General features: G+C 72.7%; 20 protein-coding genes. 5 read left to right on the forward strand and 15 right to left on the reverse strand.

The genetic code is table 11. The features are described 5' to 3' along the window. Positions 1-17 precede the first annotated feature (17 nt). The 4 genes from F1C76_15100 to F1C76_15115 all read right to left on the reverse strand — a co-directional run bounded on the left by F1C76_15100 (position 18) and on the right by F1C76_15115 (position 4,070). A complete protein-coding gene (locus F1C76_15100; GenBank protein QNG37729.1) occupies positions 18-905 on the reverse strand; it encodes an alpha/beta fold hydrolase in 888 nt (295 codons plus the stop codon). Next, positions 902-2,374 carry an FAD-binding protein gene (locus F1C76_15105; GenBank protein ID QNG37730.1) on the reverse strand — a complete coding sequence of 491 codons (1,473 nt, stop codon included), beginning with the start codon at positions 2,372-2,374 and terminating at the stop codon, positions 902-904. Before F1C76_15105 ends, F1C76_15100 begins: the two co-directional genes overlap by 4 nt. A 95-nt stretch (positions 2,375-2,469) precedes the next feature. Continuing rightward, positions 2,470-3,099: a methyltransferase domain-containing protein gene (locus F1C76_15110; protein ID QNG37731.1), complete on the reverse strand. Its 630-nt coding sequence runs from the start codon at positions 3,097-3,099 to the stop codon at positions 2,470-2,472. Further along, positions 3,096-4,070, reverse strand: a complete 975-nt coding sequence (locus tag F1C76_15115) for an SDR family NAD(P)-dependent oxidoreductase (GenBank protein ID QNG37732.1) — start codon at positions 4,068-4,070, stop codon at positions 3,096-3,098. The genes F1C76_15110 and F1C76_15115 overlap by 4 nt, the downstream gene beginning before the upstream one ends. A 150-nt stretch (positions 4,071-4,220) precedes the next feature. Here F1C76_15115 and F1C76_15120 point away from each other — a divergent pair, with 150 nt between their 5' ends. Both F1C76_15120 and F1C76_15125 read left to right on the forward strand, forming a co-directional pair. Beyond that, a complete protein-coding gene (locus F1C76_15120) occupies positions 4,221-5,054 on the forward strand; it encodes a helix-turn-helix domain-containing protein (protein ID QNG37733.1) in 834 nt (277 codons plus the stop codon). 356 nt (positions 5,055-5,410) lie between these two features. Then, complete coding sequence (locus tag F1C76_15125) at positions 5,411-5,611, forward strand: hypothetical protein (protein ID QNG37734.1); 201 nt, start codon at positions 5,411-5,413, stop codon at positions 5,609-5,611. A gap of 4 nt (positions 5,612-5,615) precedes the next feature. Here F1C76_15125 and F1C76_15130 read toward each other — a convergent pair whose 3' ends face one another. From F1C76_15130 to F1C76_15150, 5 genes are all read right to left on the reverse strand, one after another. Next, positions 5,616-6,572 (reverse strand): DUF808 domain-containing protein, encoded by a 957-nt coding sequence (locus F1C76_15130; GenBank protein ID QNG37735.1) that lies wholly within the window; start codon positions 6,570-6,572, stop codon positions 5,616-5,618. 51 nt (positions 6,573-6,623) lie between these two features. After that, complete coding sequence (locus tag F1C76_15135) at positions 6,624-7,031, reverse strand: dihydroxyacetone kinase (protein ID QNG37736.1); 408 nt, start codon at positions 7,029-7,031, stop codon at positions 6,624-6,626. Beyond that, positions 7,028-7,606 carry a dihydroxyacetone kinase subunit L gene (gene dhaL, locus F1C76_15140; protein ID QNG37737.1) on the reverse strand — a complete coding sequence of 193 codons (579 nt, stop codon included), beginning with the start codon at positions 7,604-7,606 and terminating at the stop codon, positions 7,028-7,030. The genes F1C76_15135 and dhaL overlap by 4 nt, the downstream gene beginning before the upstream one ends. Next, positions 7,606-8,601, reverse strand: coding sequence for a dihydroxyacetone kinase subunit DhaK (dhaK, locus tag F1C76_15145; protein QNG37738.1), 996 nt, complete (start codon positions 8,599-8,601; stop codon positions 7,606-7,608). Before dhaK ends, dhaL begins: the two co-directional genes overlap by 1 nt. A 99-nt stretch (positions 8,602-8,700) precedes the next feature. Beyond that, positions 8,701-9,699 carry an aquaporin family protein gene (locus F1C76_15150; GenBank protein ID QNG39280.1) on the reverse strand — a complete coding sequence of 333 codons (999 nt, stop codon included), beginning with the start codon at positions 9,697-9,699 and terminating at the stop codon, positions 8,701-8,703. Between the two features lie 79 nt (positions 9,700-9,778). On the opposite strand from F1C76_15150, the gene fdhA reads away from it, so the two are divergent. Further along, complete coding sequence (fdhA, locus tag F1C76_15155) at positions 9,779-10,993, forward strand: formaldehyde dehydrogenase, glutathione-independent (GenBank protein QNG37739.1); 1,215 nt, start codon at positions 9,779-9,781, stop codon at positions 10,991-10,993. Here the strand turns inward: fdhA and F1C76_15160 are convergent. From F1C76_15160 to F1C76_15180, 5 genes are all read right to left on the reverse strand, one after another. Continuing rightward, the gene (locus F1C76_15160) at positions 10,983-11,453 is read right to left on the reverse strand and encodes a GNAT family N-acetyltransferase (protein ID QNG37740.1); all 471 of its coding nucleotides are present in this window, start codon (positions 11,451-11,453) and stop codon (positions 10,983-10,985) included. The two genes, fdhA and F1C76_15160, sit on opposite strands and share 11 nt — an antisense overlap. Next, entirely contained in the window at positions 11,450-12,796 is a 1,347-nt protein-coding gene (gene gabT / locus F1C76_15165) for a 4-aminobutyrate--2-oxoglutarate transaminase (protein ID QNG37741.1), read from the reverse strand. The genes F1C76_15160 and gabT overlap by 4 nt, the downstream gene beginning before the upstream one ends. A gap of 118 nt (positions 12,797-12,914) precedes the next feature. After that, entirely contained in the window at positions 12,915-13,670 is a 756-nt protein-coding gene (locus F1C76_15170) for a succinate dehydrogenase/fumarate reductase iron-sulfur subunit (protein ID QNG37742.1), read from the reverse strand. A gap of 13 nt (positions 13,671-13,683) precedes the next feature. Then, complete coding sequence (locus F1C76_15175) at positions 13,684-15,630, reverse strand: fumarate reductase/succinate dehydrogenase flavoprotein subunit (GenBank protein ID QNG37743.1); 1,947 nt, start codon at positions 15,628-15,630, stop codon at positions 13,684-13,686. Between the two features lie 17 nt (positions 15,631-15,647). Further along, complete coding sequence (locus F1C76_15180; GenBank protein ID QNG37744.1) at positions 15,648-16,376, reverse strand: succinate dehydrogenase cytochrome b subunit; 729 nt, start codon at positions 16,374-16,376, stop codon at positions 15,648-15,650. A 111-nt stretch (positions 16,377-16,487) separates the two neighbouring features. Between F1C76_15180 and F1C76_15185 the strand changes: the two genes are divergently transcribed. After that, the gene (locus F1C76_15185; protein ID QNG37745.1) at positions 16,488-17,099 is read left to right on the forward strand and encodes a sulfite oxidase-like oxidoreductase; all 612 of its coding nucleotides are present in this window, start codon (positions 16,488-16,490) and stop codon (positions 17,097-17,099) included. Between the two features lie 73 nt (positions 17,100-17,172). After that, positions 17,173-17,802: an oxidoreductase gene (locus tag F1C76_15190; GenBank protein ID QNG39281.1), complete on the forward strand. Its 630-nt coding sequence runs from the start codon at positions 17,173-17,175 to the stop codon at positions 17,800-17,802. A 21-nt stretch (positions 17,803-17,823) separates the two neighbouring features. On the opposite strand, the gene F1C76_15195 is transcribed toward F1C76_15190, so the two are convergent. Continuing rightward, positions 17,824-19,929, reverse strand: a complete 2,106-nt coding sequence (locus tag F1C76_15195) for a catalase (protein ID QNG37746.1) — start codon at positions 19,927-19,929, stop codon at positions 17,824-17,826. Positions 19,930-20,031: the final 102 nt, after the last annotated feature.

Raw genomic sequence — 20,031 nt, forward strand, 5'->3', positions numbered from 1 at the left:
GGTCTACACCCCGCGGCCTAGGCCCCGAGGTTGGCGCGCAGGGCCGCGACGCAGGCCGAGGCGCCGTGGTCGGTCATGACGATCGCCGCGTGGTCCACCCCGGCCACCAGTTCGGCGGAGACGAGGGACGGGGTCGTGGCGACGACGTGCGCCACGTGCGCGGACGCGTACATCGGCGGCGAGTCGGCACCGGTGCTCCACGGCGCGTGGACCAGCCTGATCGGCGCCCGGACGGCGGCGAGGGCCGCGGCCGGAGCGGCGGAGGCGAAGACGGAGACCGCGTCGTCGACGACCGAGTCGAGGTCGCGCTGCACCGCCACCCCTCCGTCGACCGCCGCGAGGTCGTGCGACACCAGGGTCCGCATGCGCGGGTCGTCGGCCCCGGTCAGCGGTGCCACGCTGCCGCGGTAGTGCTCGAGGTAGGCCCCCACGTCGGCCCAGACCCGGTCGGAGGCGTACTGCGCCCGGAGCTTCGGCGCCACGGCGGCTGCCGGCGGCGGACCCTGCTCACCGACCTCGAGCGGCAGCCCGCCGTCGACCAGGGTGATGGTGCGGACGCGGTCCGGGTGCCGGGCGGCGAGCTCGCTGACGACGAAGCCGCCCAGCGACATGCCCAGGAGGTGGACCCGGTCGAGCCCCAGGGCGTCCAGCAGGGCCACGAGCTGCTCGGCGTGCGAGGCCACCGAGGACGGTCCCGGTCGTGCCGGCGTCCCGCCGCGACCGGCGAGGTCGGGGGCGACCACGCTGACCTCCGGCGCGGCCTCGAGGACCCACGACCACAGCCGGTTGTTGCTCGACACGCCGTGCACCGCGAGCACCGGCTCGGTCGTGCCCGGCCGGGTCAGCACCTCGAACGGCCCGGCCGCGGTCGGGACCACCTCGATCGTGGTGGAGGGACGGGTCACGGCAGGTCTCCTGTCAGGGCTGCGGTCGGGGGCGTGGTCGGGTGTGCGGAGAACACCTTGCCGGGGTTGAGCAGGTGGGCGGGGTCGAGGGCGGCCTTGACGGCCCGGTGCATCGCGAGGACCTCGGCGGACAGCTCGGCGGTGAGGCCGTCCCGCTTGAGCAGACCGACGCCGTGCTCGCCCGTGACGGTGCCCCCGAGCGCGAGGGCGTCGGCGATGATGTCGTCGAACGCCGCCTCGGCGCGGACCCGGGCGTCCTCGTCGCCCGGGGGCGTCACCAGCAGCGGGTGCAGGTTCCCGTCGCCGGCGTGGGCGATGTTCGCGATGACGACGCCCCGCCGGACCGCGGTGCGCTCGATGCGCGCCAGCATCTCGGGCACCTGCTCCTTGGGCACGCACACGTCCTCGGTCAGCACTGGTCCCAGGCGCTCGAGCGCCGGGTAGGCCAGCCGCCGCGCGGCGAAGAGCGCCTCGGCCTCGGCCTCGTCGGTGGAGCGCTCGGCCCAGGTGGCACCGGCGGCGCGGAAGCACGCGACCATCTGCTCGGCCAGGCCCTCGCCGAGCTCGCCCGGCTCGTCGAACCGGCCCAGCAGAACGACCTCGGCCTCGGTGGACAGGCCCATGTGCTTCCACTCGTCGACGGCCCGGAGGCAGTGCCGGTCGACCAGCTCCAGCGCCGACGGCACCAGGCCGGCCTCGCCCACGGCCCGCACGGCGGCGCCGGCGGCCACGACGGAGGAGAAGAAGCCGGCGACGGTCACGGCCGGGGCGGGCAGGGGGCGCAGGCGGACGGTGACCTCGGTGACGATCCCGAGCGTGCCCTCCGACCCGATGAGCAGGCCCATCAGGTCGTAGCCCGCCACGCCCTTGGCGGTGCGCCGGCCGAGCCGGACCACCTCGCCGCGGCCGGTGACGACCTCGAGCTGGAGGACGTAGTCGCGGGTGACGCCGTACTTGACGCAACACAGGCCCCCGGCGTTCGTCGCCACGTTGCCGCCGATGGTCGACCAGGGCGAGCTCGCGGGGTCCGGGGGGTACCAGAGACCGTGCTCGGCCACCGCCGCACGCAGCGCGTCGTTGACGACGCCGGGCTGCACGACGGCGAGGCGTTCCAGGGGGTTGATCTCGAGCACCCGGTCCATCCGCTCGAGCGACACGACGACGCAGCCCTCCAGCGCGTTCGCCCCGCCGGAGAGCCCGGTGCCGGCACCACGGGCGACCACCGGGACCCCGTGGCGCAGGCACGTCCGCACCACGTGGACGACGTCCTCGGTGCAGGTGGCACGGACCACCGCGGCGGGCCGCCCGTGCGGCGCCCACGCGGCCTGGTCGCGGCTCATGCCCGCCACGACGTCGGGGTCGGTCAGCACGGCACCGGCCGGCAGCAGGGCGGCGAGCTCGTCGGTGAGCTCGGCGGTGAGCGTGGAGCCCGCGACGTCGTGGGTGGCCGGTGCCACCGGAGCTGTCATCGTCATGAGTGCACCAGATCACGGCCGTGGCCCCGGCGACGTGGAGACCGTCCCCGTCGTCCCGGGGCCCCGATGGAGGTTCCGACCCGGCGGGGTCAGCCGTGCGGTCGCAGCCGGGTGACCCGAGCGGGCGGCAGGTTCGCCCACACCGTGGCGCTGCTGCCTCCCAGCGAGGCGAGGTGCCGCTGCACCGCGCGGTGCCGGGCCGTCGACGCCGGACCGGCGGTCAGCGCCCGGGCCAGGGCGGTGCCGCGGTACCCGAACCAGGTGAGGACGCCGTCGCGCCGGGTGTGCCGGTACAGCCGGGCCAGGACCGCGGTGACCTCGGGGAGGGGGAGGTTGGTGAAGGGCAGGGCGGCGACGACGACGTCGTAGTCGGTGTCGAGCTCCACGTCCTCGATCCGGTCGTGGTGGACCCGGACGTCGGCCGCCGCCCCCCGGGTCAGCTCGACCAGCCCGGGCACGAAGGCGCCGTTGGCCTCGACGACGTCCAGGCGGCTGCGCGGGCCGAGCAGCCGGGTGAGGGTGCGGGTGACCGAGCCGGTGCCGGCACCGACCTCGAGCACCCGCAGGTCGGTGCCCGACCGTTCGAGCACCGGTGCGGCCAGGGCGTGGGCCAGTGCGCGTCCGCTGGGTGCGATGGCCCCGGTGGTGACCGGGGCCCGCACGGCCTGGCCGAGGAAGACCAGGCCACCCGGGCGGGTCGGGCAGGCCGCTGCGGTCACGACGCGTCCTGCGGGCGGGCGCCCGGGGTGGCGTCGAGCGCGGTGAGTCCGGTCATCCGCAGGGACACGTCCCAGATCCGGGCGGCCTCGGCGGGGTCGGTCAGCCGGCTGTAGAGCTCCTGCCGGGCGGGCGGCCCACCGAGGTGGCCGGGGCCACGGGGGCCGAAGAACCGACCGCCGTCGGCAGCCGGGTCGGTCGCGGCCAGCAGGGCGGGCAGGCCGGCGGACTCGACGGTGCCGACCAGCACCCCGCGGGCCGACAGCACGCGGATCAACCGACGGCCCAGGGTGTCCTTGCTGCGCCCGACCTCCGGTCGGGCGGCGAGCAGTGCCGTCGGGGCGACCCCCGGGTGGGCGAGGTTGCTCGTGATGCCCCAGCCGGCGGCCTTGCTGCGCCGGTCGAGCTCGAGGCCGAAGAGCCCGAACGCGATCTTCGACGAGCTGTAGGCCTTCATCCCGTCGTAGCTGCGCTCCCAGTCCAGGTCGTCCCAGTGCACGGCGTGCTGGTTCGCCGCGACGCTGATCTGGGAGACGACCCGGGCCCGACCGGCGACGAGCAGGGGGAGCAGGTGGCCGACGAGGGCCACGTGGCCGAGGTGGTTGGTGCCGAACTGCAGCTCGTGTCCGTCGGCGGTGGTCTGCCGGTCCGGCGGCGTCATCACCCCGGCGTTGGCCACGAGGATGCCGATGGGCGTCCCCTCCTCGCGCAGGGCGGCCCCGAGGTCGGCCACCGACTGCAGGGAGGACAGGTCCATCGTGCGGAGGGAGACGTCCGCGCCCGGCACCTCGGTGCGGATGGCGGCGACCGCGGCCTGGCCCTTGGACGGGTTGCGGACCGGCAGCACCACCTCGGCGCCGGCGGCGGCCAGCCGGGCGGCGATGTGCCGGCCCATGCCGTCGCTGGCGCCGGTGACGACGGCGCGGGTGCCGGTCAGGTCGGGGACGGGGACGTCGATCGGGGTGCGTGCCACGGTGTGCTCCTCGGGTCGGGGTGGGTCTGCCGTCGAGCGTGGACGCTCCCGGGAGGGAGAACCAGGACCGGTCCAGCCGGGGATCGGCAGGCCCTGCCTGGGACGCGTCGGGCACGGTAGGAACGGGTCTCACCGACAGGAGGAGGGCACGTGGACATCGACCGCAGCGGTCTGGCTGAGTTCCTCCGCTCGTGCCGGGAGGCCCTGCAGCCCGAGGACGTCGGCCTGCCCCGCGGGCAACGCCGGCGGACCACCGGGCTGCGGCGGGAGGAGGTCGCCGTCCTCGCGCACATGTCCACCGACTACTACGCCCGGATCGAGCGCCAGCGGGGCCCGCAGCCCTCGGAGGCGATGATCGCCTCGATCGCCCAGGGCCTGCACCTGTCCCTCGACCAGCGGGACCACCTCTACCGACTCGCCGGGCACCACCCGCCGGTCCGGGGCGCGGAGAGCTGGCACGTCGGTCCGGGCCTGCTGCGCATCCTGGACCGGCTCGACGACACCCCCGCCGAGGTGGTCAGCGAGCTGGGGGAGACGCTGCGCCAGACCCGGCTCGGGGTGGCCCTGCTCGGGGACGCCACCCTGCGCACCGGTCTCGCCCGCAGCCTGGGCTACCGGTGGTTCACCGACCCGACCACCCGCGAGCTGTACCACCCCGACGACCACGCGCACCTGTCCCGGGTGTGGGCCTCGGGCCTGCGCAGCGTCATCGCGGTCCGGGGACCGCGCTCGCGCGCAGCCCGGATCGCCGAGGAGCTGCTGGAACGCAGCGCGGAGTTCCGCGGGGTCTGGGCCACCCACGAGGTCGGCGTCCGCCCCGCGGAGTCCAAGCGGTTCGTGCACCCGGACCTGGGGCTGCTGGAGCTGCAGTGCCAGACCCTGCTCGACCCGCAGCAGTCGCACACGCTGCTGGTCTACACCGCCGTCCCCGGGAGCGAGACCCACGAGAAGCTGCAGCTGCTGGGCGTCCTGTCATCCCGGTGATTCCAGGTCGGGCCACGACCTGCCGATACGAGGGCCATGACGACGACGGTGTGCGACGCCGTGCGGTCGGCCTCGGTCTCCGCGGCCACCCTGTCCTCGACCTCCGAGGGCGCCCTCGACCTCTTCCAGGCCGCCGGCTGGTTGTCCACCGCCGTCACCGAGGCCCTCGAGGCAACCACCCCGCCCGCACCGGTGCCGCTGGGCTGAGGCGCGACGGCGGTGCGTACCGTCGTCGGCACGTCCTCCGCCCACTCGCCATGAGCGGGGGGAACAGGCCCCGCTCCCGGTCGTTTCACGCGTCCGGGGCGGGGCTGCCTGCATCCCGGGGCACGAGCGTGGGTCGTAGCGTGGAGCACGTGCCGAACGTGTTCACCGACTACGCCGAGACCCACTGGGTGCCGATCAACGAGGACATGGTCACCGTGCAGACGGTCGACGCGACCGGGCAGCGGGATAACCACGTGCTGTCGGTCGCCGACGCCCTGGCCCAGTTCAAGGTCAAGTACCCCTTCGTGGACGACGCCCAGGCCGCCGAGCTCTTCGCCCGCGGCGGCTGACGCCTCAGTGCGCGGCGGCCTTGGCCCCGCGCCTGGGGACCACGTGCAGCACGGCCACGAGCACCGCGCCGACGACGACGCCCACCACGGCGGACATCGCGGTGTTGGTCAGCCAGCCGAGCACCCCGCCCAGCGCGCCGGTCGCGTCGTGCACGATCTCCTCGACGTGGTGCACGAACCCGTAGGGCCCGGTCCAGCCGAGCTCCTCGGCGCCGACGAGCAGGATGTGCCCGCCGACCCAGAGCATGGCGGCGATCCCGACGGTGGCCAGCGTGGCCAGCACGATGGGCATGGCCTTGACCAGGCCGCGGCCGAACGCGGCGACGCCCTTGGAGCGCTTCGCGGCCAGCGCGACACCGGCGTCGTCCATCTTCACGATGAGCGCGACCACGCCGTAGACCAGCGCGGTGATCAGCAGCGCGACGACGACCAGGATGATCGCCCGGGTCACGAAGGGCTCGGTGTCGACCTCGTTGAGCGCGATGACCATGATCTCGGCGCTGAGGATGAAGTCGGTGCGCACGGCCCCGGAGACCACGGTCTTCTCGTGCTCGGCCGGATCGGTCGTGGTGTCCGTCGCGGCGGCGGTCTCCTCCGGGTGGTGCCCGGAGACCTTCTCCCACAGCTTCTCCGCGCCCTCGTAGCAGAGGTAGGCGCCGCCGATCATCAGGATCGGGGTGAGCAGGAACGGCAGGAACTGCGACAGCAGCAGGATCGCCGGCAGGATGATCAGCAGCTTGTTGCGGATCGAGCCCTTGGCGATGCGGCCGATGATCGACAGCTCGCGCTTCGGCTCGAGGCCCTGCACGTACCGCGGGGTGACCGCCGCGTCGTCGACGACCACGCCGGCGGCCTTGATGCCGGCCCGCCCCGCGGCGGCGCCGATGTCGTCCAGGGACGCCGCCGACAGCCGGACCAGCGCGGCGACGTCGTCGAACAGGGCGAAGAGGCCGCTGGCCATCAGCGGGTCCCGGGGAGGCTCAGCGCGGTCACAGGAAGAGGCTAGGACATCTCACCGGAGCTGGGCCTCCTTCGGCGCCAACCCGCGGGCGGCCTCCGCGGCCACCTGGTCCCGGCCCGCGCCCCCGGCAGCGACGACCACGGCGCCGACCAGCCCCTCGACCAGCGGTGCCGCGGACAGGGTCACCCGTTCCCGGACGTCCTCGTCGAGGAACTCCATCGCGGTCTCGGCCGACAGCACGGCACTGCCCAGGTCCATCAGGACGACGACGCCGTCGCCGGTGTCGGCAGCGGTGATCGCCGTCGCCACCGCCATGGCGTCGGTGCCCAGCGACCCGTCGTCCATCCCGGCGGCCACCTCGATCGCCAGCTCGCGGCCGGGGAGCATCTGCCGGGCCAGTTCCACCGCGGCGTCGGCCAGCGCCCGGCTGTGCGAGACGACCACGATCCCGACGCTCACGCGAGCGTCTCGGCGGCCGCGCGCAGCAGGAGGGCGGTCGAGGTCGCGCCCGGGTCCTGGTGCCCGGCGCTGCGCTCGCCCAGGTAGCTGGCCCGGCCCTTGCGGGCCACCAGCGGCACGGTCGCGTCCCGGCCGTCGGCGGCGGCCTGCGCGGCCTCCGCGATCGACCCCCCGGCGTCCAGGACGTCGCAGGCCGGACCCAGGGCGTCGACCATCGTCTTGTCACCCGGTTCGGCCTTGCCGCGGGCCAGCACGCCCTCGTAGCCCGCCCGCAGCGCCGGTGCGAAGCCGCCGTCGGCTGCCCCGGCCATCCGGAGGAACAGCGTCCCGTAGAGCGGGCCGGACGCGCCGCCGACCTTCGACACCAGCGTGGCGCCGGTCTCCTTCAACAGCGCCGCGGGGTCGGCCGGGGGAGCGTCGGCCAGGGCCGCGACGACGGCGGCCATCCCGCGGTCCATGTTCGAGCCGTGGTCGGCGTCCCCGATGGCCGAGTCCAGCGCGGTGAGCTCGTCCTTCTGCTCGTGCACCAGCTCGGCGAAGCGCTGCACCCAGGCGGTCAGGTCCGCGAGGTCCATCAGGCGCCCCACCGCAGGCCGGGGGTGTCGACGGGGGCGTCCCACAGCCGCAGCAGCTCGTCGTCGGCCTGCAGCAGGGTGACCGAGCAGCCGGCCATCTCCAGCGAGGTCATGTACGGGCCGACCAGCGAGCGGGCGATGCCGATGCCGGCCTTCTCCAGGATCGCGGCCACCTCGGCGTAGACCACGTACAGCTCGATCAGCGGGGTGCCGCCCAGCCCGTTGACGAAGCAGATGACGCCGTCGGTGAAGGAGCGGTCGGCCAGGATCGGCTCGACCAGCATCGCGGCGACCTCACGGGCGGGGGCGATCGGCACCCGGCGGCGACCGGGCTCGCCGTGGATGCCGATCCCGATCTCCATCTCCCCGTCGGGCAGGTCGAACGTGGGCCTGCCGGCGGCCGGCACGGTGCACGAGGTCAGCGCCATGCCCATCGAGCGCCCGCTGTCGTCGATCCGGCGGGCCAGGTCGGCGACCTCGGCCAGCGGGCGGCCCTCCTCGGCCGCCGCACCGACGATCTTCTCCAGCAGCACCGTGGTGCCCACGCCGCGGCGGCCGGCGGTGAACAGGCTGTCCTCGACCGCGACGTCGTCGTCCACGACGACCGTGACCACCTCGGTGCCGCTCTCCGCGGCGACCAGCTCGGCGGCCATCTCGAAGTTCATCACGTCGCCGGTGTAGTTCTTCACGATGTGCAGCACCCCGGCACCGCCGTCCACGCCCTGGGTCGCGGCGACCATCTGGTCGGGCACCGGGGAGGTGAACACCTCACCGGCACACGCGGCGTCCAGCATCCCGACGCCGACGAAGCCGCCGTGCATCGGCTCGTGGCCGGTGCCACCGCCGGAGACCAGCCCGACCTTGCCCGCCCGCGGCGCGTCCCGGCGGAACACCACCCGGTTCTCGTGGTCGACCCGCAGCTGCGGGTGCGCAGCCGCCATCCCGCGCAGCGCGTCGGCGACGACGTCGGCCGGGTCGTTGATCAGCTTCTTCATCGGGCGGTCCTGACGTGGGAGGGGTGGAGCGGACGCTAGAGCGAGGTGACGCCGGGCACAACCAGAGGTCGTGCCCGGCGTCGGGGGTGGTCGGGTGGGTCAGGTGGACGAGGAGGTGTGCTCGTCCCGATCGACGTGCACCCGGCGGACGTCGGTGGCCTCGGCGTCGTGCCGCCCCTGGGGCACGTCCGGGTCGGTGGGGGTGCGACCCGGCTCGGCATCGGCGTCGGCCACCGGAAGGAAGCGGCCCACCACCTGGTCGTAGAACACCGCCCCGACCAGCGCGCCGATCACCGGGGCGATGATCGGCACCCAGAAGTACAGCTGTCCGTACTGGTCCTGCCACGCCGTGCCGTACCCGGTCAGCCAGGAGACCAGCCGGGGACCGAAGTCGCGGGCCGGGTTGATCGCGTACCCGGCGTTCGTGCCCCAGGCCATCCCGATCGCGACGACGATCAGCCCGATCACGAAGGGGGCGAGGTTGACCCCGGGAGAGCTGTTGCGCAGGTCGGTCACCGCCAGGATCAGCAGCATCAGGATCGCGGTGCCGATCACCTGGTCGCGGAAGGCCCCCCAGGTGCCCACCGGCAGGGTGCCGTTGCCCGGCAGGGTCGAGAACACGCCCTGGGTGGCGATGGTGTGGTCCGGGTCCATGGCGGTGAGGACGTCGTCGTAGTTCCAGCGGACGAGCAGGGCCGCGACGGCCGCCCCGGCCGTCTGGGCCAGGGCGTAGGGCCCGACCTTCCGCCACGGGAAGCCGCGGAAGGCGGCCAGCGCGATGGTGACGGCCGGGTTGAGGTGGGCCCCGCTGATCCGGGCGGCCAGGTAGACGCCGAAGGTGACGCCCAGCCCCCAGGCCCAGGCGATGCTGTCGTGGTCGCCGATCCCCCCGGCCACGACCTGGGCGACGACGCCCAGGCCGAACAGGATCAGGATCAGCGTGCCGGCGAACTCGGCGGCGAGCTCCCCGGCGAGGGTGTGGGGCTTGAGAGGGGCGGTCACGGTTCCTCCTGGTGGTCCGCAGCGGCCGGTCGGGCGGCCGGACAGGAGCACGCTAGGAGTGACCCCGGTCACCCCGTTGGGGTCGAAAGTCCCCATCTCACCGGTCCCCGGCGCGAGCAGACTCGACGCGCGCTGCCGGTCGGGCAGCCGCCGCCGAGCACCCAGGAGCACCCCCATGGCCAGCAACAGAGGCGTTGCCTACATCTCACCGGGGAAGGTCGAGGTGCAGACCATCGACCACCCCGAACTCGTCCTGAAGGACGGGCCGGGGGTGAACCCGGCGAACGTGGGCCGCAAGCTCGACCACGGCGTGGTCCTGAAGGTGGTCACCACCAACATCTGCGGCAGCGACCAGCACATGGTGCGCGGCCGGACGACGGCGCCGCCGAACCTGATCCTGGGTCACGAGATCCTCGGCGAGGTGGTCGAGGCCGGCCCCGGGGTGGAGTTCATCCACGTCGGTGACCTCTGCTCGGTGCCGTTCAACATCGCCTGCGGCCGGTGCCGCAACTGCAAGGAGGGCAAGACCGGCATCTGCCTGAACGTCAACCCGGCACGCCCCGGCGCGGCCTACGGCTACGTCGACATGGGTGGCTGGGTGGGCGGGCAGGCCGAGTACGTGACCATCCCGTACGCCGACTGGAACCTGCTGCGCTTCCCCGACCGGGACCAGGCGATGGAGAAGGTCCTGGACCTCACCATGCTGTCCGACATCTTCCCGACCGGCTTCCACGGCGCCTACACCGCGGGCGTGAAGCCGGGCTCCACCGTCTACGTGGCCGGCGCCGGTCCGGTCGGGCTCGCCGCGGCGGCCAGCGCCCAGCTGCTCGGTGCCGCGGTGGTCATCGTCGCCGACCTCAACCCGCAGCGGCTCGCCCAGGCCCGCAGCTTCGGCTGCGAGACCGTGGACGTGTCCCAGGGATCCCCGGCCGACCAGATCGAGCAGCTGCTGGGCGTGCCCGAGGTCGACGCCACGGTGGACGCGGTCGGGTTCGAGGCCCGCGGGCACGGCGCGGGCGCCGGGGAGGCGCCGGCGACGGTGCTGAACTCCCTGATGGACGTCACCGCGGCCGGGGGGAGGATCGGCATCCCCGGGCTCTACGTCACCGGCGACCCCGGTGGTGTCGACGACGCGGCCAAGGTCGGCGCGCTGAGCCTGAGCCTGGGCACCGGTTGGGCCAAGTCGCTGTCGTTCACCACCGGCCAGTGTCCGGTGATGCAGTACAACCACGGCCTGATGATGGCGATCCTGCACGACCGGGTGCAGATCGCGAAGGCGGTCAACGCCACCGTGATCAGCCTGGACGAGGCGCCGCAGGGCTACGCGGACTTCGACGAGGGCGCGGCGAAGAAGTTCGTCATCGACCCGCACGGCCTCGTCAGGCGCTGAGCGCGGGCAGCGGCCGGGACCAGGCCCGCCAGGTGCGGGTCGGGTCCCGGCGGCTGACCACGGTCACGTCGTCGGCGACGAAGCCGAGGGAGGTCCACAGCGCCGTGGCGGCCGCGTTGTCGTCGAACACCCGGGCCACGACCGCGGTGGCGCCCTGCGCCACCGCCCAGTCCTCGACCGCGGAGACCAACCGGCGGGCCTGGCCCGTGCCCCGCGCGGTCGGGGAGACCCAGAGCCCGGACAGGGCCACCCGCGACGGCTCTTCGACCGCACCGCACACCAGCCCCAGCGGGTGCGACAGGAACCAGGCCGACCCGGTCACCCGCTCCCGCCAGGCCGCGGCGTCCAGCGGGAGCTCGCGGTCCAGCGTGGAGCCGAACGCGTCCGGGTCGGCCCGCAGTGCCCGCAGCCGGACGTCGCGCAGCAGCGCGGCGTCGTCGGCGTCCAGGCGCTGGATCAGGAGCCGGTCACCTCGGCGAACGCGGCCTCGAGGACGTCGAGGGCCTCGTCGAGCAGGTCGTGCCCGATGACCAGCGGCGGCAGGAAGCGCAGCACGTTGCCGTAGGACCCGGCGGTGAGGACGACGACGCCCTGCGCGTGGCAGGCCTTCGCGACCGCCCCGGCGAGTGCGGCGTCCGGCTCGGTCGTGCCCGGGCGCACCAGCTCCAGGGCGATCATCGCCCCGCGCCCGCGGACGTCACCGATCTCCGGGTGCCGCTCCGCCAGCGTGCGCAGGCGGGGCAGCATCCGCTCGCCGATGGCCCGGGCGGCCCCGGCGAGGTCCTCCTCGCGCATGGTGGCGATGGCCCCCAGCGCCGCGGCGCAGGCGACCGGGTTGCCGCCGTAGGTGCCGCCCAGCCCGCCCGGGTGCACGGCGTCCATCAGCTCGGCGCGGCCGGTGACCGCGGCCAGCGGCAGCCCGCCGGCCATGCCCTTGGCCGTCGTCACCAGGTCGGGGACGACGCCCTCGGCGTCGACGCCGAACCAGTCGCCGGTGCGGCAGAAGCCGGACTGGATCTCGTCGGCGATGAACACCACGCCGTTGGCGGTGCACCACCGGCTGATCGCGGTGAGGAAGCCCGGGGCGGGCTCGATGAACCCGCCCTCGCCCTGCACCGGCTCGATCAGCACGGCCGCGGTGTTGCCGGCGCCGACCTGCACCTCGATCTGGGAGATCGCGCGGGCAGCGGCGTCGGGGCCTGCGAGGCCGTCGCGGTAGGGGTAGCTCATCGGCACCCGGTAGACCTCACCGGCGAAGGGCCCGAAGCGGTGCTTGTAGGGCATGTTCTTCGCCGTCAGCGCCATCGTGAGGTTGGTGCGGCCGTGGTAGGCGTGGTCGAACACCACGACGCCCGGGCGACCGGTGGCGTGCCGGGCGATCTTGACCGCGTTCTCCACGGCCTCGGAGCCGGAGTTGAACAGCGCGCTCTTCTTGGCGTGGTCGCCGGGGGTCAGCTCGGCCAGCGCCTCGCAGACGGCGACGTAGCCCTCGTAGGGGGTGACCATGAAGCAGGTGTGGGTGAAGTCCGCGACCTGGGCCTGGACGGCCTCGACCACCCGCGGGGCGCTGTTGCCCACGCTGACCACGGCGATGCCCGAGCCGAGGTCGATGAGGGTGTTGCCGTCGACGTCCTCGATCACGCCGCCGCCGGCCCGGGTGACGAAGACCGGCAGAGTGGTGCCGACCCCGGCGGAGACGGTCGCGTTGCGGCGGGTCATCAGCTCACGCGAGCGCGGGCCGGGGATCTCGGTGACCAGCTGCCGGCGCTGCTGCAGCGCGGTCTGGTCCAGCACATCGGTCATGCCGACATGGTGGCACTGATCGAGCGTCCGTGGGGAATCCGTCGCAGTGAACCTCCCGGACGACGGAAAAGGGCGGTGGACCCGCAGGTCCACCGCCCTTCTCGTCCGTGCAGGTGGGTCAGCTCGTCGGCACCGCGTTGGCGCGCAGGGCGCCGAGCAGGTCGTGGTTGAGCCGCGAGATGGTCTCCATCGAGATGCCCTTCGGGCAGACCGCGGAGCACTCGCCGATGTTGGTGCAGCCACCGAAGTCCTCGGCGTCCTGCTGGGCGACCATCTTGAGCACCCGGCTGTCCCGCTCGGGCTGGCCCTGGGGCAGCAGGCCGAGGTGGGTGACCTTGGCGGCGGTGAAGAGCATCGCCGAGCCGTTCGGGCAGGCGGCCACACAGGCACCGCAGCCGATGCAGGTCGCCGCGTCGAAGGCGGCGTCGGCGTCGACCTTGGGCACCGGGGTGGCGTGTGCGTCCGGGGCGGTGCCGGTGGGGGCGGAGATGAACCCGCCGACGGCGATGATGCGGTCGAAGGCCGACCGGTCGACGACGAGGTCCTTGACCACGGGGAAGCCCCCGGAGCGCCAGGGCTCGATGTCGATGGTGTCGCCGTCGGAGAAGGACCGCATGTGCAGCTGGCAGGTGGTCGTCTGCTCCGGCCCGTGCGCGATGCCGTTGATCATCAGACCGCAGCTGCCGCAGATGCCCTCGCGACAGTCGTGGTCGAAGGCGACCGGGTCCTCGCCGTCCAGGATGAGCTGCTCGTTGAGCACGTCGAGCATCTCGAGGAACGACATGTCCTCGGAGACGTCGGTGAGGTGGTAGTTCGCCATCTTCCCCTTGACGTGCGGGGAGGGCTGACGCCAGACCCTGAGGGTCATCTTCACGAGTGGCTCCCGACTACTTGTAGCTGCGCTGAGCGAGGTGGACGTACTCGTACTCGAGGGCTTCCCGGTGCAGGATCGGGGGCTCACCCTCGGGGGTCCAGCCCCAGGCGGCGACGTAGGCGAACTCCTCGTCGTTGCGCAGGGCCTCGCCCTCGGGGGTCTGGCTCTCGGCGCGGAAGTGGCCGCCGCAGCTCTCCTCGCGGTGCAGGGCGTCGATGCACATCAGCTCGGCGAGCTCGATGAAGTCGGCGACCCGGGCCGCGTGCTCGAGGTTCTGGTTGAACGTGTGCGCGTCGCCGGCGACCTTGACGTTGGTCCAGAACTCCTTGCGGATCTCCGGGATGCGGTCCAGGGCCTTGCGCAGGCTCTCCGCGGTGCGCTCCATGCCGCAGTAGTCCCAGACCAGCCGGCCGAGCTCGCGGTGGAAGGAGGCCACCGTGCGGGTGCCGTTGATCGAGAGGAACTTCTCGACCTGGGCCTGCACGCCGGCCTCGGCCTCGACGATGGCCGGGTGGTCGGCGGGGACCTTCTCGAAGGGCCCTGCGGACAGGTAGTCGGTGATCGTGTTCGGCAGCACGAAGTAGCCGTCGGACAGGCCCTGCATCAGGGCGCTGGCCCCGAGGCGGTTGGCGCCGTGGTCGGAGAAGTTGGCCTCACCGATCACGAACAGGCCGGGGATCGTCGACTGGAGGTCGTAGTCGACCCACAGGCCGCCCATCGTGTAGTGCACGGCCGGGTAGATCCGCATCGGCGAGGCGTACGGGTCCTCCCCGGTGATCCGGGCGTACATGTCGAAGAGGTTGCCGTACTTGCTCTCCACGGCCTTGCGGCCCAGCCGCTCGATGGCCTCGGCGAAGTCCAGGTACACGCCCAGCCCGTTCGGGCCGACGCCGCGACCCTCGTCGCAGACGTTCTTGGACTGGCGGGAGGCGATGTCGCGGGGGACCAGGTTGCCGAACGCGGGGTACTTGCGCTCGAGGTAGTAGTCACGCTCGTCCTCGGGGATCTCCGCCGGGGGACGGCTGTCGCCGCGCTCCTTGGGGACCCAGACGCGGCCGTCGTTGCGCAGCGACTCGCTCATCAGGGTCAGCTTCGACTGGTAGTCGCCGGAGACCGGGATGCAGGTCGGGTGGATCTGGGTGTAGCAGGGGTTGGCGAAGTACGCGCCCCGCTTGTGCGCCCGCCAGATCGCCGTGGTGTTGGAGCCCTTGGCGTTGGTGGAGAGGTAGTAGACGTTGGAGTAGCCACCGGTGCCCAGCACGACCGCGTCGGCCAGGTGGGTGGTGACCTCGCCGTTGACCAGGTCGCGGACGACGATGCCGCGCGCCTTGCCGTCCACGACCACCAGGTCGAGCATCTCGGTGCGCGAGTGCTGCTCGATGTTGCCGGCCGCGGCCTGGCGCTCGAAGGCCTGGTAGGCGCCGATCAGCAGCTGCTGACCCGTCTGGCCCCGGGCGTAGAAGGTGCGCGAGACCTGGGCGCCACCGAAGGAACGGTTGTCGAGCAGGCCGCCGTACTCGCGGGCGAAGGGCACGCCCTGGGCCACGCACTGGTCGATGATCTGGGTGCTGATCTCGGCCAGGCGGTGGACGTTGTCCTCGCGGGAGCGGAAGTCCCCGCCCTTGACCGTGTCGTAGAACAGCCGGTGCACGCTGTCGCCGTCGTTGCGGTAGTTCTTGGCGGCGTTGATCCCGCCCTGCGCGGCGATGGAGTGCGCGCGCCGCGGGCTGTCCTGGAACCAGAAGGACTTCACGTTGTAGCCGGCCTCGGCCAGCGTCGCGGCGGCGGCGCCACCGGCCAGACCGGTGCCGACGACGATGATCGTCATCTTGCGGCGGTTGGCCGGGTTCACCAGCTTGCCGCGGAACTTGCGCTCGCTCCAGCGCTCCCCGATGGGGACGTCGCGGGGGGCCTTGGTGTCGGCGATCGGGTCGCCTTCGATGAACAGCTCGAGTGCCATGTCTGCGGACTCCTGTCTCAGGCGATGATGCCGAAGGAAACGGCGAGCGGGATGGTCATGTACCCGCCGATGAGCACCACCGCGAAGACGATCGCGAAGACGTTCAGTGCACGCTCACGACGCTTGTTGCTGTGCCCGAGGGTCTGGGTGGCGCTCCAGACCCCGTGCCGGATGTGGAAGCCGAGCGCCAGCAGCGCCAGCAGGTACCAGGCGGTGACGAACGGGTTCGAGAAGCCCTCGACGAGGCGGCCGTAGGGCAGCGAGTCCCGGCCGGCCGGGTTCACCGCACCCAGGGTCAGGTCGAGGATGTGCCAGATGATGAAGAGGATGAGGATGACGCCGCCCCAGCGCATGGTCCGCGAGGCGTAGCTCTGCTGGACCCGCTTCTTGGTGACGTAGCCGACCGGGCGGGCCCGCTTGGCCTGGCGCCACAGCGAGAACGCGGCCCAGATGTGCGCGGCGACGGCGACCAGCAGGACGACGCGGATGATTGTCAGCACCGTGAGGCGGGGGACGATCGGCTCGCCGAGGTCGCGGAGGAACTCCGAGTAGGAGTTGAAGGTCTCCGCGCCGGCGAACGCCTTCAGGTTCCCGACCATGTGGGCGATCAGGTAGAGCAGGAAGATGATCCCGGTGACCGCCATCACCGACTTCTTGAACACCGAGGAACTCCACCGCCCCGTCTTCGGGGTCCGGTTCGGAGCGGACTTGTGTCCGGCCTGCTGCTGCGTCGTCACTGTCGCCACGGGCCCACGGTACGACGGTGCACAGATCACACCCAGATGAACGCGGTATGACACGGCTCATGTTAGGGGACCCTGATGGAACGATCCGCCCGATGAGGAGGTTCCCCGACCATGCCCACCACCACCCGAGGCTTCTTCGGTCGCAGCCGTGAACCGCGCGACCCCCGGCTGCCCCCCGGTCAGTACGACGTGGGGGCCGACTGGCCGGTGCTCACCGCCGAGCCCACACCCCGGATCAGCGCCGAGACCTGGGACGTCACCGTCTCCGGCCAGGTGGAGAACCCGACCACCTGGGACTGGGACGGCGTGCACGCTCTGCCCGGCAGCGAGTACCGCGGGGACATCCACTGCGTGACCACCTGGTCGAAGTTCGACACCCGGTTCGCCGGGGTCTCCCTGGACGCGTTGTGGGACGTCGCGAAGCCCACCGCGGAGGGCCAGTTCGTCATGGCCACCTCCAAGTCGGGCTACACCACCAACCTGCCGATCGAGGACCTCACCGGCGGGAAGGCCTGGCTGGTCTGGGAGTTCGACGGCAAGCCGTTGACGGTCGAGCACGGCGGGCCGGTGCGGCTGCTGGTGCCGCACCTCTACTTCTGGAAGAGCGCCAAGTGGGTCACCAAGCTCGACGTGCTCAGGCGCGACCAGCAGGGCTTCTGGGAGCGCAACGGCTACCACGACCGGGGCGACCCGTGGCGTCAGCAGCGGTACCAGGGGGACTGAGCAGGTGACCGCTCCCGTCACCCGCTGGACGACGGCGACGATCTCCGGGCTCAAGCGCCCGCTGCCCCGGTCGGTGCAGCTCCGGCTGGACGTCACCGACCGGGTCGACCACCTGCCTGGTCAGCACTACGTGCTCCGGCTGACCGCGCCCGACGGCTACGTCGCGCAGCGGTCGTACTCGGTCGCCTCGGCGCCGGGTGACCCGCTGCTCGAGCTGTTCGTCGAGCGACTGGACGACGGGGAGGTGTCGACCTACCTGGCCGACGTCGCCGAACCGGGGGACCAGCTCGAGGTGCGCGGCCCCATCGGCGGTTGGTTCGCGTGGGACGGCGAGACCCCGGCGCTGCTGGTCGGCGGGGGCACCGGCGTCGTCCCGCTGGTCGCGATGGTGCGGCACGCGGTGGCGACCGACCGGCTCGACCTGCTCCGGGTCGCGGTGTCGGCCCGGACGCTGGCCGAGCTGCCCTACGCCGACGAGCTGGTCGCGGCCGGGGCGATCGTCGTCCTCACCCGGGAGCAGCACGGCATCCGGCCGGCGGCGCGGTTGACCGCGATGGACCTCTTCCCGTTGTGGGAGCCCGGCCAGACCGCGTTCGTCTGCGGCTCGACCGGTTTCGCCGAGTCGGCCAGCCAGCTGCTGGTCGGGCTCGGGTTCGCACCGGGCGCGGTGCGGGTGGAGCGGTTCGGCCCCAGCGGGACCTGAGACCGCTCCACCCGCGTCCGGTCAGGCCGCCGGCGGGACCGCGGAGGCCGTGACCAGGTCGGCCCGCTCCCAGACCCGGTGCAGGCCCATCGTGGTGAGCAGGTCGGCTGCGACGTCCGACGCGTCGGCACCGGTCAGCACGCCCGGGGAACCGGTGTCGATGCCGGCTGCGGTCAGGACGTCGACGCCGTCACCCCAGGCCGCGAACGGCTTGAGCTGGCGGAACGCCTCCTGCAGCAGGACGACGGCCTTGATGTCGCCGTCCTTCGGGGCGCCGCCGGCGACGACGATCGCGTCGAACTCGATCGAGCGGGCGGTGACGTTCGTCCGCTCGACGACCTCGGTCGAGGCACCGGTGCCGATCAGGCCACCGCGGGGCGCGATCACCTTCACCTGGGCGCCGGCAGCCTCCAGGGCCGCCCGCAGGGTGGCGATCCCGGCGATGTCGGCGTCCGGTCCGGCGACGACGCCGACCTGGCGGCCGTCGGCCGGGAACGACTCGCCCGTGACCTGGGCGAGCGCGGGGGAGGGGGCCAGGTGCTCGGCCGTGGCGCCCTCGGGCACCGGGAGGCCGAGGCCCTCGGCGACCTGGGCCGCGAGGTCGGCGTCGATGTTCACCAGCACGCCGAGCACGCGCTCCTTGATCGACTGCTCGTACACCTTGCCGAGCTCGAAGGTGTAGGCCTCGATCGTATGCGTCTTCTCCACGTCGGACAGCGAGGCGTAGAACATCGCCGGCTGGCTGAAGTGGTCGTCGAAGGACGCGTCGACGCCGCGCACGACCTCGCCGCTGACCGGGCGCGGCACATTCGTGTAGCCGCCCTGCTCCGCCGGCGCCGGGCTCCCGCCGTCGATCGAGTTCGGGTGGTAGCCGGTCCGGCCGGTGGGGATGCCCTGCTGCATGAACCCGTCGCGGTGGTTGTCGTTGACCGACACCTGCGGGCGGTTGATCGGCAGCTGGGTCCAGTTGGGTCCGCCGAGGCGGGTCAGCTGGGTGTCCTGGTAGGAGAAGTTCCGCCCCTGCAGCAGCGGGTCGTTGGAGAACTCGATGCCCGGGACGACGTGGGCGGTGTTGAAGGCGACCTGCTCGGTCTCGGCGAAGTAGTTCGTCGGGTTGGCGTTGAGCACCAGCCGGCCGATGGGCTGCACCGGGACGAGCTCCTCCGGGACGATCTTCGTGGAGTCGAGCAGGTCGATCCCCTGGAAGGTCTGCTCCTCGTTGTCCTCGAACACCTGCACGCCGAGCTCCCACTCGGGGAACGCGCCGGCCTCGATGGCGTCGGCGAGGTCGCGACGGTGGAAGTCGGGGTCGACGCCCGCGGCGATCTGCGCCTCCTCCCAGGTCAGGGAGTGCACGCCGAGCTTGGGGGTCCACTTGAACTGCACCAGCACGGTCTCGCCCGCGGCGTTGACCAGGCGGAAGGAGTGGACGCCGAAGCCCTCCATCATCCGGTAGCTGCGCGGGATGCCGCGGTCGCTCATGTTCCAGAGGGTGTGGTGGGTCGCCTCGGTGTGCAGCGAGACGAAGTCCCAGAAGGAGTCGTGGGCCGACTGCGCGGACGGGATCTCCCGATCCGGGCTGGGCTTGGCCGCGTGGATCAGGTCGGGGAACTTGATGGCCTCCTGGATGAAGAAGACCGGCATGTTGTTGCCGACCAGGTCCCAGTTGCCCTCCTGCGTGTAGAACTTCACGGCGAAACCGCGGGTGTCCCGCACGCTGTCGGCCGCGCCGCGGGAGCCGAGCACGGTGGAGAACCGGACGAAGACCGGGGTCTCCAGGTCCTTCTCGGCCAGCACGCCGGCCCGGGTGAGGTCACCGGCCGTGCCGTAGGAGGTGAAGACCCCGTGGGCGCCGGCGCCCCGGGCGTGCACGGCGCGCTCGGGGATGCGCTCGTGGTCGAAGTGGCTGATCTTCTCGCGGAGGTGGAAGTCCTCCAGCAGGATCGGGCCTCGACGGCCGGCCTTCAGCGAGTGGTCGGTGTCGGGGATGCGGACGCCCTGGGGCGAGGTGAGGACGTCGCCGCTCTGGGCGCGGGGGTCGCGGTCACCGTCGGCTGCCACGAACGGGGCGCCGGAGGCGCTGACCTGGGCGGGCGCGGACTGGTCGGGCTGCTGGACCGGAGGCATGGCTCTCCCTGGGGGAGTGGTGCGCGGGGGTGCTCACGGGCGCCGGTGTCTCGACGCGAGCAGGGACTGCCTCCCCGGGCCCCGGGGGGTCCGAAACGGTCC

Source organism: Geodermatophilaceae bacterium NBWT11 (genome assembly GCA_014218215.1).
Lineage (GTDB): Bacteria > Actinomycetota > Actinomycetes > Mycobacteriales > Geodermatophilaceae > Klenkia.